The following is a 14339-nucleotide window of genomic DNA, read 5'->3' on the forward strand; positions in this document are numbered from 1 at the left end:
GGGCGAGTAGGGCAGGGGGATGCGCCGCCGGGCCGGCGGGCGCATGGCCCGCCGGCGGCGGTCAGGGTGCTGCTGGGGTGGAGGCCCGGGTCAGGAGGCCTTGGGGGCGGGGCCGAGCTCGGCGAGGAGCTGCGACATCCTCGCGTAGGCGTTGTTGCGGTAGGCGACGAGCTCGGCACTCGTGGCCTCGTCGTAGGTGCCGAGCAGGCCGGCGCCGTTCTTCACGCCCTTGCGGTCCGCGGCGACGGCGTCCTTCAGCAGCTGCGGGGTCGCGAGCCGCTCGCCGAAGGCGTTCTCGAAGGTCTCGAAGCAGTTGACGTAGACGTCGAGGCCGGCCTGGTCGGCGATCGCGAAGGGGCCGAAGAAGCCGAGGCGGAAGCCGAAGGTGGTGCGGACGATCGTGTCGACGTCCTCCTTCGTGGCGACGCCCTCCTCGACGATCGACATGGCCTCCTTGAGCAGCACGTACTGGAGGCGGTTGAGGACCATGCCGGGGGTGTCCGCGACCTGCGCGCCCTGGTTGCCGGAGCGCTCGAGCAGCTCCTTGACGGCCGCGACGGTCTCCGGCGTGGTGGCCTCGCCGGCGACGAGCTCGACGCCCGGGATGAAGGGGGCCGGGTTGGAGAAATGCACGGTGAGGAAGCGCTCGGGGTGCTTCACGGCGCTCTCGAGCTCCTTCACCGGGATGGTGGAGGTGTTCGTGCCGATGATCGTGTCGGGGCGCGCGTGCTCGGAGATGAGGCCGAGCACCTGGCGCTTGACGTCGAGCCGCTCGAAGACGGCCTCCTCGACGAGGTCGACGTCCGCGACGGCCTCCTCGATGGTCCTGCCCGCGGAGATGTTCTTCTCGACGAGGTCCGCGCTGCCGGGGGCGAAGAGCCCCTGGGCCTCGAACTCGCGGGCCTCGTTGCGGAGGCGCTCGAGGGAGGCGTTCGCGGTCTCGACGCTGACGTCGGCGAGGGTCACGTCGAGGCCGGCGATCGCGAGGACCTGGGCGATGCCGCCGCCCATGTAGCCGGCGCCGACGATCGTCACGGTGGAGATGGTCATGCTGGGGGACTCCTTCGTCTGTGCTGGGCCGCGGGCCCGGGTCGTGCCCGGTGTCTCTCGCCGCGGCGACAGCAGTGATCCTATGGGATATCTGGTGAGGGTGGGAGGGGCCGGTCAGACCATGTGCTTGCCGCCGTCGACGAAGATCGAGTCCCCGTTGACGAAGCTCGAGTCCTCGCTGGTCAGGAACTTGATGAGACCCGCCACCTCCTGCGGCTGGCCGACGCGCTGGAGCGGGATGTCGGAGGACATCCCCGCCTTGCGCTCGTCGGTGAGGGTGCCGCCCATGATGTCGGTGTCGATCGGGCCCGGGACGATGGCGTTGCAGGTGATCCCGTGCTTGCCGAGCTCACGGGCGCCGCCGCGGGTCAGACCCAGCACGGCGGCCTTCGCCGCGGCGTAGCCGATCTTGGAGAAGGTGCCGCCACCGTCGTAGGCGGTGATCGAGGCTGTGTTGACGATGCGGCCGCCGTGACCGCCCTCGATCATGCGGGTCGCCGCGGCCTGCATCATGAACAGGGTGCCCTTGGCGTTGACGTTCATGACGCGGTCCCAGGTCTCGCCGTCGAGCTCGAAGATCGAGTGCGGGCTGGGGATGCCGGCGAGGTTCACCTCGGCGATGACGGGCGGGAGCTCCCGGTCGATCACCGCGAAAGCGGCCTCCACGGACTCCTTGTCGGAGATGTCGACGCCGACGCCGATCACCGTGCGGCCCGACTCGGCGGCGAGCTCCGCCGCGAACTCCTGCACGGCGGCCTCGTCGATGTCGAGGGCGGCGAAGTCCCAGCCGGCGGCGGCCAGGGCGCGGGCGACGTGGCGGCCGATGCCGCGCGGGGCACCGGCCCCGGTGACGACGGCGGTGCGCTTCTCAGGGAACATGCTGGTCATTGCTGCTCCTTCGCAGGGTGATGACGGGGGGATCGGGGTCAGGCGAGGGCCGAGGTGAGCACCTGGCGCACGTACTGCACGTTCTCGGCGATGACGCCGAGCGAGTCGGATCCGTAGTGCTCGCAGCAGAACGGGCCGGTGTAGCCGAGGTCCACGGCGCGGCGGATCACCTGGCGGTAGTTGATGTAGCCGTACTTGAGCGGGGTCGGTGCGGTCGCGTAGGCACCGGTCGCCGGATCGAAGTCCCGCGAGTAGTTCTTGATGTGCCAGAAGTTCGCGTGCGGCAGCACCTTCTCGAACATGTCCTGCCAGGGCTCGACCTCGCGGTGCAGGCGCACGATGTTGCCGATGTCGGGGTTCAGGCCCACGTTCGCGTGGTCGACGTCGCCCAGGAAGGAGACGGCGTCGTCGGCCGTGCCGACGTAGGTGTCCTCGTACATCTCGAGGCTGATCTGCACGCCGCTCGCCTGACCGAGGTCGCCGAGCTCGCGGATCCGCTCGATCGCGAGGTCGCGCAGGGCCGGGTCGTCGTGGTGGCCGTCCTCGAGCCAGAACCACACGGAGCTGTTCTGCGCCGGGGTCGTGGCCTGCATGAAGCCGGTGTTCACGACGGTCACGCCGAAGCTCGGGGCGAGCTCGACGAAGCGGCGCGCGTCGGCGAGGTTCTGCTCGCCGTTCCGGGCGTCCACGACGGAGTTGCGGGTCATGGAGATCGAGGAGAGGGACAGGCCCTCGCCGTCGAGCACACGGCGGAACTCCTCGAGGCGCTCGTCGGAGAGCTTCGCGAGCGGCAGCCAGGCGTCGGTGGGGTCGACCTGGTCGACGCCCAGCTCCTTGACCTGTCGCAGCTGCGAGGCCCAGACCGAGGACGAGGCCTCCAGGGTCGGGGTGCCGTCCGGCGTGGTGTTGCCGAAGGACAGCATGTTGGCGCCGATCGGCCAGTTCTCAGCGGTGAGCATCAGATGCCTTCCTCGATGAAGTGTTCGCCGGGAATCCTATAGGAAGATCCGGGAGGTGGCGACCCGCGGCTCTCGTCGACCCCGCCGAGGCCGCTCGAGCCCCTCCTGCCGCGCCCACCCTGCGGCAGCATCCGAGCCGGTAGGAGCAGATCCTTCCCGCCGTCTCGCCGCGGGCCGCATGTTCCTATAGGATCGTCTCCGTCGACGGGTCGTCCCCACGCCCCGAGCGGTCGACGACGACCCCGCCCCGTCCACCGCGCCGCACCGCCGCCGGCGCCCGCCCAGGAGTTCCCGATGACGAAGCTCTACAACGACCCCGCCCAGTTCGCCGCCCAGGCGGTCCGGGGTCTCGCCCTGTCCCACCCCGAGCACGTCGCCGAGGTCCACGGCGGCGTCGTGCGCCCCACGCTGACCCCGAAGGGCCAGCCCGCCCTCGTGATCGGCGGCGGCTCCGGCCACTACCCCGCCTTCGCCGGCTGGGTGGGCCCCGGCATGGGGCACGGCGCCCCCTGCGGCAACGTCTTCGCCTCGCCGTCGGCCTCGCAGGTGTACTCCGTCGCCCGCAACGCCGAGAACGGCGGCGGCGTGATCCTCGGCTTCGGCAACTACGCCGGGGACGTGCTGCACTTCGGCCTCGCCGCCGAGAAGCTCCGCGCCGAGGGCGTGGACGTGCGCATCGTCAAGGTCAGCGACGACATCGTCTCCAACACCCCTGACCTGCACCGCGACCGCCGCGGCATCGCCGGCGACCTGCCCGTCTTCAAGATCGCGGGCGCCGCGATCGAGGCCGGCGCGGACCTCGACGAGGCCGAGCGGATCGCCTGGAAGGCCAACGACGCGACCCGCTCCTTCGGCGTCGCCTTCGACGGCTGCACCCTCCCCGGCGCGGACGACGCCCTCTTCCACGTGCCGGCCGGCCAGATGGGCGTGGGCCTCGGCATCCACGGCGAGCCCGGTGTGCGCGACGAGCCCGTCGGCACCGCCGACGAGATCGCGACCCTGCTCGTCGAGGGCCTGCTCGCCGAGCGGCCCGAGGGATCCTCCGGTCGCGCCGCCGTGATCCTCAACGGCCTCGGCACCGTGAAGTACGAGGAGCTCTTCGTGGTCTACGCGAAGGTCGCCGAGCTGCTCGAGGCCGCCGGCATCACCCCGGTGCGCCCCGAGGTCGGCGAGTTCATCACGAGCCTCGACATGGCCGGTCTCTCCCTCACCCTCGTCTTCCTCGACGAGGAGCTCGAGCAGCACTGGCTCGCGCCCGTCGACACCCCCGCCTACCGCCGCGGCGCCGTCGCCCCCGTCGAGCGCGAGCGACGCGAGAGCTACTGGACCCCCGGCGCGGACCCGGTCCCCGCCGCGAGCGACGACTCCCGCACGACCGCCGCGAAGGTCGCGGACGTCCTGGACCTGTTCCAGGCCGTCTGCGCGCGCGAGGAGGCGGAGCTGGGCCGGATCGACCAGATCGCGGGCGACGGCGACCACGGCCAGGGCATGGCCTACGGCTCCACCGGCGCCGCGAAGGCCGCCCGCGCCGCGCTCGACGAGGGCGCCGGCGCGCGCACCCTGCTCGTCCGGGCCGGTGAGGCGTGGTCCGAGTCCGCCGGAGGCACCTCCGGCGCGCTCTGGGGCGCGGCGCTCACCGCCGCGGCGGGCGTCTGCTCCGACGACGACGGCGCCACCCCGCGCACCGTCGTCGACGCCCTCGACGCCGGCATCGACGCGGTGCTGCGCCTCGGCGGCGCCCAGGTGGGCGACAAGACCATGGTCGACGCCGCCGTCCCCTTCCGTGCCACCCTGGAGAAGGCGTTCACCGGGGAGAACCCGGCCGCCGCGATCCTCGAGGCCGCGGGCGCCGCCCGCGAGGCGGCCGCCGCGACCGCGGAGATCACCGCCCGCCTCGGCCGCTCCCGCGTGCTGGGCGAGCGCTCGCTCGGCACCCCCGACCCGGGCGCGATCTCGTTCTCGATCCTCATGACCGAGCTCGGCGAGCACCTGTCCTGACGTCCTGACCAGCACCACCACCCCTGAGGAGATCACCATGGCCCTGCGCATCGTCACCGGATCCGACAACGCCGGCTACGGCCACAAGTCCGCCCTGAAGGAGCTGCTCGAGAACGACCCGCGCGTCGAGTCCGTGACCGACGTCGGCGTCGGCGGGCGCGAGGACGGCGAGCTGTACCCGAACGTCGCCGTCGCCGCGGCGGAGAAGGTCGCCGCCGGCGAGGCGGACCGCGCCCTGCTGATCTGCGGCACCGGCCTGGGTGTCGCGATCGCCGCGAACAAGGTGAGCGGCATCCGCGCCGTCACCGCCCACGACCTCTACTCGGTGCAGCGCTCCGTGCTCTCGAACAACGCGCAGGTCCTCTGCATGGGCGAGCGCGTGATCGGCCTCGAGCTCGCCAAGGAGCTCGTGAAGGTGTGGCTCGACCTCGAGTTCGACCCCACCTCCTCCTCCGCCGAGAAGGTCGACGCGATCTGCGCCTACGACGGGTCGCTCGAGCAGGCCTGAGCCACGCGCGGCCGGGGCCAGGATGCGACGTCCTCCCGTCCTCGGCCGGGCGTCCGGCGCCGGGCGCGGCGCGCGGAAGAATCAGCAGCATCCCTGACGAGCACACGAGGAGGAGCCGCATGAGCACCCTGTGGGTGGGCACCAGCTGGAAGATGACCAAGACCCTCGCCGAGGCGCGGGCCTGGGCGGAGGGGCTGCGCGAGCACCTCGACACCGTCCCGGACGGGGTGCAGCCGTTCGTCATCCCCTCCTTCACCGCCACGACCACGGTGCGGGAGATCCTCGGCGAGGACTCCCCCGTGCTGCTCGGCGTGCAGAACGCTCACTGGGAGGACACCGGTGCCTGGACCGGTGAGGTGTCCGTCCCCCAGGCGAAGGACGCCGGTGCGCAGATCGTCGAGATCGGCCACTCCGAGCGCCGCGAGCACTTCGGCGAGACGGTGGAGACCACGCGGCTCAAGGTCGCCGCTGCCCTGCGCCACGGCCTCACCCCGCTGCTGTGCATCGGGGAGAGCGCTGAGGTGAAGGAGGCCGGCGGCTCGAGCGCGTTCATCCTCGAGCAGGCCGCGGGCGCTCTCGAGGGCCTCTCCGCGGAGGAGCTCTCCCGCGTCGTCATCGCCTACGAGCCGATCTGGGCGATCGGCGAGAAGGGCCGGCCGGCGACGGCCCCGGAGCTCGTGGAGCCCTTCGCCGCCCTCGGCGCGCAGTACACCGGCCGCGTCGCCGGGCTGCTCTACGGCGGCTCCGTCAACCTCGGCAATGCCGCGGATCTGATCGACATCGACCACGTGACCGGCCTGTTCGTGGGCCGCACCGCGTGGGAGCTCGAGGGCTACCTCGAGCTGCTCGCGATCGCCGGGCGGTCCTGAGACCCCACTCGGGGAGCGGTCGTATCCTGGTCCGCACGGCGAGGTCAGGGGGAACCATGGCACAGCGGATCGGCACGCTCCGGGTCCGGCCGCGGCGACGCGGCCGATGGCTCACGCTCGGTGTGCCCGTCACCGCCGGGTTCGTGCTCGGCCTCGGCAGCTTCCTCACCCTCGGCGTCGCGAGCCTGATCGGCGGCGGCACCCTGCTCGCCCCGCTGCTCGCCGGCCTCGGTGTCGGCGTGCTCGTGGGCGGCGCCCTGGGCCTCGCCCTTCGCAACCGTCGCGCCGCCCCCGTGCGCCTGCAGGACTCGGGCGTCGCCATGCCCGAGGGCACGCTCCCCGCCCTCGAGGGGATCGTGCGCACCACCCGCCGTCGGCGCCGTGACCTGCAGCGGGTGCGCCGGCACGTGCGCGACCGCACCGTGCGGCCCGTCCTGCGGCGCGCCGAGACGCTGCTGCTGCGGATCGACGCGCTCGTCGCGAGCCCCGCGCTCCAGACCCGCCGCCCCTGGGACGACGACGTGCTGCTGCTCGAGGGCATGGCCGAGCGCTACGTCCCCGACCTCGTGCGCGCCGCGGAGGACAACGCGGGCTTCCTCACCGCCCCCGGCGACGGCCCGCGGCAGACGGCGCTCGCGAACCTCCGCAGCATCGACGCCCAGCTCGACGCCCTCGCCATGCGGCTCGACGAGGTCGAGGGGCGGCTCGTCTCGGGCGTCACCCGGGAGCTCGACGTGCACGCCGAGTTCCTGCGCGTGCGCCTCGCCCAGGGCGAGCCGGTGCGGGTCAGTCCTCCGCAGCGCTGAGCGAGCGGGCGAGCACCCCGTCGAGGTGCGCGGCGAGGGCCTGCAGCGCCCCGTCGTGATGGTGCTGGCGCACCTTATCCAGCACGATCCCGTGCTCCTCGTGGGCCACGCGGCCGTCGAAGGTCTCGGGCCCGCCGGACCAGGTCTGCCGCATGCGGTGGCTGTAGGTGCTGAGGTTCTCGACCATGGTGCGCAGGTAGCGGTTGTCCGCATGGGCGAAGAACACCTGGTGGAAGGCCCAGTCCGCCCGGAAGTGCTCGTTGAGCAGCTCGTAGTCCTCGGCGCCCGCGGCGTCGATCTGGGCGAGCACCTCGGCGTGGCGGGCGTGCGCGGCCTCGAGATCGGCGACGAGCGCGTCCCACTGGGTGAAGGCGCGACCCAGGGCCGCGGACTCGACGACCTTGCGGGCGTCGAGCAGCTCGGTCATGTGCTCGGCGTCCAGCGGCGGGGCGACCACGTAGCCGCGCAGCGCCACGTACTCCACGAGGCCGGAGCGCTCGAGGGCCACCATCGCCTCGCGCACCGGGGTGGGTGAGACCTCGAGGTCGCGGGCGAGGCCGTCGATGCTGAGGCGGGAGCCGGGGGCCCAGCGGTTCTCGAGGAGGCGCTGGAGGATGAGCTCCTCGACCTCGTCGCGCAGGACCTGACGTCGGATGGCCATGGGGAGGATCCCTTCGGGCGGGGTCGGCGGCTCCAGGGATCCTGAAGATCGGGCTTCCCATAGGATAACGACCCAGCGCGACGAGCAGGCGTTCCCCGGATCTCGCGGGCAGGGACTCCCCCGCCCGGCGGCGTCCCGGCCGCTCTCGTGTTCGCCCCGGGCAAGGACGGCGGCCCCCGTCGGCCCGTGATCTCGAGGAGGCCATCACGACCACCATCGCCCCGCGCCGCTTCGGCGCCCTCCGTGATCCGCACTCCCGGCCGTACCTGATCACCTCGGGGATGTCGATGATGGCGGACAACATCGAGCACGTCATCACCTACTGGTTCCTGTGGCAGGCCTTCCACTCCCCCGCGCTCGTCGGGTTCCAGGTGATCAGCCACTGGCTGCCGTTCCTGCTGTGCTCGGTGTGGTTTGGGGAGCTCGCCGAGCGGCACGACTGCCGCCGGATCATCCAGATCGCGCAGGGGCTGTTCGCCTTCGTCTCCGTGGCCTGGGGCGTCCTCTTCCTCACCGGCACGCTGACGATGTGGGAGGCGTGCATCCTGCTCGTGCTGCACGGCTGCGCGGGCGCCCTCTGGGGACCGGCGGAGCAGCTCATGCTCCACGACTTCGCGGAGCCGCGGGAGCTGCCTGGCGCGGTGCGGCTGAACGCGACCTTCAAGAGCCTCGGCGTGCTCGCCGGGCCGATCGTCGGCTCCGCGCTGCTGCTCGCCCTGGGCCCGGCGATCGGGATCCTCGTGAACGTCCTGTTCTACCTCCCGATGACCCTCCTCATGCTGCGCACCCCCTACACCGGGCACACGCGGGACGGCGTGGTGCGGCGCGAGCGGCTCGGCCCGCTGCGCTCCCTCGCCGTGCTGCGCACCGTCGCCGGGGACCGCGTGCTCGTCGCGATGATCGCCCTGGGCGGGCTCATCGCGGTGGGCGTCGGCTCCTCCCTGCAGGTCGCCATGCCCTCCCTCGCCGACGCGCTCGGCGCCGGGGACGCGGGCGCCGCCTACGGCCTGCTCCTCTTCGCGAACGGTGTGGGCGGCGTGGTGGGCGGCGTGCTGCTCGAGGCGACGGGCGTGATCCGGCCCAGCTCCCGCGCCGCCGTCGTCGCGACCTTCCTCTTCGGGGTGACCACGATCGTCGTGGCGACCTCCCCGAGCTACCTCGTCACCGTGCTCGCGCTCGTCATCGGCGGCGTCGCGAACATGGCCTCGATGACGATCGGCCAGGCCGTCGTGCAGCTGCGAGCGCCGGTCGATCAGCGCGGCCGCGTGATCGGCGTGTACAGCATGCTCACCACGGGCCTGCGCACGGGCAACGGGGTGACCCTCGCGGTGCTCGGCTCCCTGATCGGCGTGACCGGGACCGTGCTCGTGGGCGGCGGCGTGCTCGCCGTCGGGGCGGTCGTCATCGCGGCGCTCATCGCGCTGGCGACCGCCCGACGGCGCGCGGCGGGCTAGAGCGAGGCGAGCGGCACGGGCTGCCCCGTGCGCACGGACTCCTGGGCGGCGGCGACCACGCGCGTGGTGCGCAGGCCCACGTCGCCCGTCGGCTCGACCGCCTCCCCGGCGCGGACCGCGGCGAGGAACGCTCCGAGCAGCTCCGCGTCGAGGTCCGTCCCGAAGGGCAGCCAGCGGCCGGGCCCGCCCACGTGCTGGGCGAAGGCGTCGATCTCGAGCTGGCCGCCCGTGCCCACGGCCTGCAGGGTCAGCCCGCCCCAGGTGGGGGCGTCGGCCGGCTGCGACCAGGAGCAGTCGATCGTCGCGAGGACCCCGCCGGGGTAGGTGAGGGAGACGAGGCCGCCGGTCTCCGCGGCGAGGCCCTTCTCGCCGGCGCTGTCGGACCACAGGATCCGGTTGGTGACGGCGCGGACGCTCTCCGGCTCCCCGAACAGGGAGTCGAGGATCTGGGCGAGGTGCACGGTGTGGTCCACGAGCGCGCCGCCGCCGGCGAGCTCGGGATCGGTGAACCAGTCGCGGCCCGCGGGGAGCTTCCCGTTGTTGGTGCCGGTCAGGCCGATGACCTCGCCGAGGGTGCCGTCCGCGACGGCGGCGCGCAGCGCCTGCACGGCCGGGGAGAAGTGCACGGGGAACGCCGTCATGAGCACCGTGCCCGCCTCGCGGCAGGCGGCGACCATCTCCTCGGCGTCGGCGACGGTGGTCGCGAGCGGCTTCTCGCACAGCACGTGCGCACCGCGCCGCGCGGCCTCGAGGACGAGCTCCTTGTGGTGAGCGTTCGCGCTGGTCACGACCACGGCGTCGGGGCCGCCCGGCCAGTGGTCCCAGGCCGCCTGGAAGCTGTCGACGACGACGGGGGCGTGCACGTCGCCGAAGCCGTCGGGATCCGCGACGACGAGCTCGACGTCGTCGCGGGCCGCGAGCAGGGCCGCGTAGCCGGCGGCGTGGGTGTGCGCGCAGCTCAGCAGCGCGACCTTGAGCGTGGGGGTGGTGGTCAGCACGTGATGCTCCGTCCGGTGCGCAGCGACCTCAGGGCGGCGTCGGCGATCTCGACGGCGTAGGCGCCGTCCGTCCCGTCGACCCGGGTGGCGGCGCCGGCGGTGAGGGCGGCCGAGAACTCGCGGATCTCCTCGGTGTAGGGGCTGGCCATCGTCGCCACGTCCGGGAGGAAGCCGTCGCCGGTGGCCTGTCGGGCGGAGGCGACGGCGTCGAAGGCGATGCCCGTCTCCGCGGCCGAGTCGTAGCGCAGCCGCCCACCGGTGCCGGCGAGGTCGAAGGTGTAGCGGAACGCGGTGCCCGGGGCGCCCCACAGGCCGCGGCAGTGGCTGATCGCGCCGGAGCGGTGGCTGAGGACCACGTGGGCGGTGCGCACCTCGTCGGAGGAGCTCGCGGTGCGCTGGGAGGCGTGGACCTCCGCGACCTCGCCGGCCATCCAGATCGCCTGGTCGAGGTCGTGGATCATCTGGTCCATGACGATGCCGCCGGAGCGGGACTCGTCCCCGAACCAGGGCTGGCGCGGGAAGGAGCCGGTGCGCTCGAAGCGGAGCACGGCGAGCGCGCCCAGGTCCCCGGCGTCGATCGCCTGCTTCGCGGCCGCGTACTGGGGGAAGTAGCGGACGACGTGCGCGGGCAGCAGGCGGCGGCCCACCCGCTCGGCGTGGGCGAGGAGCTCCCGGGACTCCGCCGGGTCGAGGGTCAGCGGCTTCTCGCAGACCACGTGCCGCCCGGCGTCCAGGGCGGCGCGCACGGCGGGCGCGTGGTCGGGCGTGGGGGTGCAGACGTCGACCACGTCGACGGCGGCGAGCAGGGCGTCGAGGTCCGGGTGCACGGTAGCACCGACCTCCGCCGCGAAGGCGTCCGCGCCGTCGAGGCTGAAGCAGTGCAGCTCGGCGCCCTCCGCCAGCCAGCCGGGGGCGTGGGCACGGGAGATGCCGCCGGTGCCGACGATGCCGACGCGGAGGGGACGGGAGGGCGCGGGGCCGTCACTGGTCCTGGACATGGTCCGAACCTATCGTGCCGCCGGCCCGGCAGGTCAGGACCGCCGGGGGCGCGCGCTCACACCCCCTCGACCTCGGGCCGCGAACCCTCCCGCTCCCGGAACAGGCTCGCGAAGAACACGGCCACGCCGACGGCGAGCGCCGCCGGGATCAGCCAGATCGCCCGCCAGGCATGGCTGCCGTCGGCCGCGAGGAAGGCGTCGACGATCGGACCGGAGATCAGCGAGCCGATGAGCAGGCCCACGCCGTAGGTCGCGAGCGAGATGAGGCCCTGCGCCGCGCTGCGCACGTGGGCCGGGGCGAAGCGGTCCGTGTAGATCTGCCCGGCGACGAAGAAGAAGTCGTAGCAGACCCCGTGCAGCAGCAGCCCGATGATGACGAGCCACAGCAGGGAGCCGGCGTCCCCCACCGCGAACAGCGCGTAGCGCGCCGCCCACGCGACCATGCCGATCAGCAGCGTCCACTTGATGCCGAGCTTCTTCAGCATGAGCGGCATGATCAGCAGGAACAGCGCCTCGGAGACCTGCCCGAGAGACTGCACCGCCGCTGCTGACCGCACCCCGATCTCGTTGAGGTAGAGGTTGGTGAAGTTGTAGTAGAAGGCGAGCGGGATGCAGATGAGGATCGAGGAGAGGAAGAAGACGAGGAAGGAGCGGCTCTTCAGCAGCGCGAGGGCGTCCAGGCCCAGCACGTCCCGCACGGTGGCGCGGCCCTGGGCGGGCTGCGGCGGCGTCTGCGGGAGGGTGAAGGCGTAGATCCCCAGCAACGCCGAGCCGATCGCGGCCATGACGAAGGTGTTCTGGAGCGCGCCGCCTGCCTCCCAGCCGAGCCAGCCGATGAGCAGGCCCGCGATGATCCAGCCGATCGTGCCGAACACGCGGATCGCGGGGAACTGCTTCTCGGGGCTCGCGAGGCGCCGGAAGGAGATCGAGTTCGCGAGCGCGAGGGTGGGCATGAAGGAGACCATCGCGAGCAGTGCGAGCACGAAGAACGGCCCGAACTCCTCCTGCCGCCCCGCGAGGAGCAGCATGACGGCGCTGACCAGGTGCAGCACGCCGAGAATCCGCTGGGCCGCGAAGAAGCGGTCCGCGATGAGACCCACGATGAACGGGGCGAGGATCGCGCCGAGGGATTGGGTGAGGAAGGCGAGGGAGATCTGGCTGCCGCTCGCCTGCAGATCGGTCGCGAGGTAGGTGCCGAGGGTGACGAACCAGGCGCCCCAGACGAAGAACTCCAGGAACATCATCGTCGAGAGCCGCGCACGGGTGAGGAGGTCGAGGTCCATGCCCTGTCAACCTAGCCCGCCCGCCCGCCGCGCGGGAGGGTTTGGTGGGAACTATGGAGGGTTGGGGGTTCACCGTCATGCACGCTCCTGCGACGCTGACGGCGCGCGATGGGGACTAGGGCGTGTCTCCTAAGTTCGTGAGGACGCGGGGGTGACGGTAGGTCAATGAGCCGGCGAAGCGTGTTGTCCGATACCCAATGGGAGACGATCCAGCCCTTGCTCCCCGCTCAGCGCCCCTGGTCAGGGAGGCCGAGACGGGATCATAGACAGGTGGTCGAGGGGATCATCTACCGCTACCGGTGCGGGATCGCCTGGCGCGATCTCCCCGCCGACTTCGGGCCCTGGCAGACAGTCTGGAAGCGCCACCGCGCCTGGGCAGTTGATGGCACCTGGGACCAGGTCCTCGACGCGCTCCTGGTCCGTGCCGACGCGGACGGTGACCTGGACTGGTCGGTCGCGGTCGACTCCACGATCTGCCGCGCTCACCAGCACGGCACCACCCTCGAGCGCACCACAGGGGGCGCAGTGGAATCACAAGAATCTCCGCGTCGAGCCAGCTGATCACGCGCTGGGCCGTTCCCGCGGCGGGCTCTCGACGAAGATCCATCAGCTCGTCGATGGACACGGCCTACCGCTGGTAATCCTCTGCGGACCCGGTCAGGGAGGGGACTCACCGATGCTCGCCCCACTGCTCGACGCCCTCTCCGTCGCCCGCAAGGGACCAGGTAGACCGCGCACCAGACCGGACATGTTGCGCGGCGACAAGGCCTGCTCCTCCCGCGCCACCCGCCAGACTCTGCGCCGTCGCGGGATCAAGGCCGTGATCCCCGAACCCAGCGACCAGCAGCAACACCGTCGCAACCGCGGTTCACGCGGCGGACGCCCCGTGGGTCTCGACATGGAGGCCTACCGCGGCCGCAACGTCATCGAGCGCGGCTACAGCGACGTGAAGCAATGGCGCGACCTGGCCACCCGCTACGACAAACTCGGCCTGACCTTCCGAGCCGGAGCCGTCCTCCGCACGATCATCCAATGGCTCAACCACCTCGTTTGACGAGGTTTCGGGATATCGCTCCCAGACCTACACACTCGTCCGTTCCGGGGAGCTGCGCTCGATCCAAGTCGGCGGCCGTGGGCAGTTGCGCGCCGAGCACCCCGAGCTCGAGGCGTCCATCCAGCGCTGCGGCGAGGAGACTGCGCAGCTCGTCGCGCGCAAGGAGGAGGCGACCCCATGAGGTCGACCCCTCCCGTACTCGCCGGCGGTGCAGGCCGGCCCGCAGTCCGACCGGCCACCCCGGGTGAGCAGTCAGCGTCTCCGCCAGACCCGGCAGAACTTGCGCACCGCTGACTGTAAGCATACAGTTACACCTGACATCGTTCGATTACGATCCGGAGGGGTGATGGACGCAGCACGGCTCGCTCAGATGCTCAGTGCTCTCGGAAGTGAGCCTCGGTTGCGAATTATCGCCTCCTTAGAGACGGAGTCGACCCATGTCAGTGAGCTGGCCCGCCGACTCGGGATGTCTCGGCCACTGCTCTACCAGCACCTCAACCGCTTGGAAGCTGCTCGGCTCATCGAGAGTGGCCTGGAACAGCTCGGAGAGAGCCGAGTGAGGAAGCACTACTGGGTCGCTCCGTTTCAGCTTGAAATAACTCCAGACCACATTGTGCACCTGATTAATCAAGAACAGGAAAGGGAATCTTCATGACACTTACCGCTATCGTATTTGTTATCATCCTCGCCGCCGCACTACCACTCGCGATCTTCGTTGTTCTTACCGTCTGGGTGGTACGCACCGTCACCAGCGCACGACGCGAAACGGCGACGGCGATCGATGGTTCGAACCAACTCATCGTGGAGCACCTA

General features: G+C 71.7%; 14 protein-coding genes. 7 read left to right on the plus strand and 7 right to left on the minus strand.

The genetic code is table 11. From position 1 onward, the window contains the following. Positions 1 to 90: 90 nt before the first annotated feature. The 3 genes from ACYVAP_RS15440 to ACYVAP_RS15450 all read right to left on the minus strand — a co-directional run bounded on the left by ACYVAP_RS15440 (position 91) and on the right by ACYVAP_RS15450 (position 2897). Positions 91 to 1050, minus strand: coding sequence for a 3-hydroxyacyl-CoA dehydrogenase family protein (locus ACYVAP_RS15440; protein ID WP_498861375.1), 960 nt, complete (start codon positions 1048 to 1050; stop codon positions 91 to 93). 114 nt (positions 1051 to 1164) lie between these two features. Beyond that, entirely contained in the window at positions 1165 to 1938 is a 774-nt protein-coding gene (locus ACYVAP_RS15445) for an SDR family NAD(P)-dependent oxidoreductase (protein WP_498861376.1), read from the minus strand. A 38-nt stretch (positions 1939 to 1976) separates the two neighbouring features. Next, complete coding sequence (locus tag ACYVAP_RS15450; RefSeq protein ID WP_498861377.1) at positions 1977 to 2897, minus strand: sugar phosphate isomerase/epimerase family protein; 921 nt, start codon at positions 2895 to 2897, stop codon at positions 1977 to 1979. Between the two features lie 294 nt (positions 2898 to 3191). Here ACYVAP_RS15450 and ACYVAP_RS15455 point away from each other — a divergent pair, with 294 nt between their 5' ends. The 4 genes from ACYVAP_RS15455 to ACYVAP_RS15470 all read left to right on the plus strand — a co-directional run bounded on the left by ACYVAP_RS15455 (position 3192) and on the right by ACYVAP_RS15470 (position 7078). Then, the gene (locus ACYVAP_RS15455; RefSeq protein WP_498861378.1) at positions 3192 to 4895 is read left to right on the plus strand and encodes a dihydroxyacetone kinase family protein; all 1704 of its coding nucleotides are present in this window, start codon (positions 3192 to 3194) and stop codon (positions 4893 to 4895) included. Between the two features lie 37 nt (positions 4896 to 4932). Continuing rightward, positions 4933 to 5403 (plus strand): ribose-5-phosphate isomerase, encoded by a 471-nt coding sequence (locus tag ACYVAP_RS15460; protein WP_498861379.1) that lies wholly within the window; start codon positions 4933 to 4935, stop codon positions 5401 to 5403. Positions 5404 to 5522: 119 nt separating this feature from the next. After that, a complete protein-coding gene (locus ACYVAP_RS15465) occupies positions 5523 to 6272 on the plus strand; it encodes a triose-phosphate isomerase family protein (RefSeq protein WP_498861380.1) in 750 nt (249 codons plus the stop codon). Positions 6273 to 6328: 56 nt separating this feature from the next. Beyond that, positions 6329 to 7078 (plus strand): hypothetical protein, encoded by a 750-nt coding sequence (locus ACYVAP_RS15470; protein ID WP_498861381.1) that lies wholly within the window; start codon positions 6329 to 6331, stop codon positions 7076 to 7078. On the opposite strand, the gene ACYVAP_RS15475 is transcribed toward ACYVAP_RS15470, so the two are convergent. Then, a complete protein-coding gene (locus ACYVAP_RS15475; RefSeq protein WP_498861382.1) occupies positions 7059 to 7739 on the minus strand; it encodes a GntR family transcriptional regulator in 681 nt (226 codons plus the stop codon). The genes ACYVAP_RS15470 and ACYVAP_RS15475 overlap by 20 nt on opposite strands. A gap of 269 nt (positions 7740 to 8008) precedes the next feature. Between ACYVAP_RS15475 and ACYVAP_RS15480 the strand changes: the two genes are divergently transcribed. Further along, the gene (locus tag ACYVAP_RS15480) at positions 8009 to 9193 is read left to right on the plus strand and encodes an MFS transporter (RefSeq protein WP_498861396.1); all 1185 of its coding nucleotides are present in this window, start codon (positions 8009 to 8011) and stop codon (positions 9191 to 9193) included. On the opposite strand, the gene ACYVAP_RS15485 is transcribed toward ACYVAP_RS15480, so the two are convergent. From ACYVAP_RS15485 to ACYVAP_RS15495, 3 genes are read right to left on the minus strand one after another with little or no spacing between them, the layout of a single operon-like run. Continuing rightward, a complete protein-coding gene (locus tag ACYVAP_RS15485) occupies positions 9190 to 10191 on the minus strand; it encodes a Gfo/Idh/MocA family protein (protein WP_498861383.1) in 1002 nt (333 codons plus the stop codon). The genes ACYVAP_RS15480 and ACYVAP_RS15485 overlap by 4 nt on opposite strands. Then, entirely contained in the window at positions 10185 to 11189 is a 1005-nt protein-coding gene (locus tag ACYVAP_RS15490) for a Gfo/Idh/MocA family protein (RefSeq protein ID WP_498861384.1), read from the minus strand. The genes ACYVAP_RS15485 and ACYVAP_RS15490 overlap by 7 nt, the downstream gene beginning before the upstream one ends. Positions 11190 to 11245: 56 nt before the next feature. Next, positions 11246 to 12472 (minus strand): nucleoside permease, encoded by a 1227-nt coding sequence (locus ACYVAP_RS15495; protein WP_498861385.1) that lies wholly within the window; start codon positions 12470 to 12472, stop codon positions 11246 to 11248. Between the two features lie 165 nt (positions 12473 to 12637). Between ACYVAP_RS15495 and ACYVAP_RS15500 the strand changes: the two genes are divergently transcribed. Both ACYVAP_RS15500 and ACYVAP_RS15505 read left to right on the plus strand, forming a co-directional pair. Continuing rightward, a protein-coding gene (locus ACYVAP_RS15500) for an IS5 family transposase (protein ID WP_498861386.1) occupies positions 12638 to 13526 on the plus strand; the annotation gives its coding sequence in 2 pieces (ribosomal slippage) (positions 12638 to 12988 and positions 12990 to 13526; 888 coding nt in all). Between the two features lie 370 nt (positions 13527 to 13896). Continuing rightward, complete coding sequence (locus ACYVAP_RS15505; RefSeq protein WP_260983883.1) at positions 13897 to 14181, plus strand: ArsR/SmtB family transcription factor; 285 nt, start codon at positions 13897 to 13899, stop codon at positions 14179 to 14181. The last annotated feature ends 158 nt before the right edge of the window (positions 14182 to 14339 follow it).

The sequence above is a fragment of the Brachybacterium horti genome, from assembly GCF_054777615.1.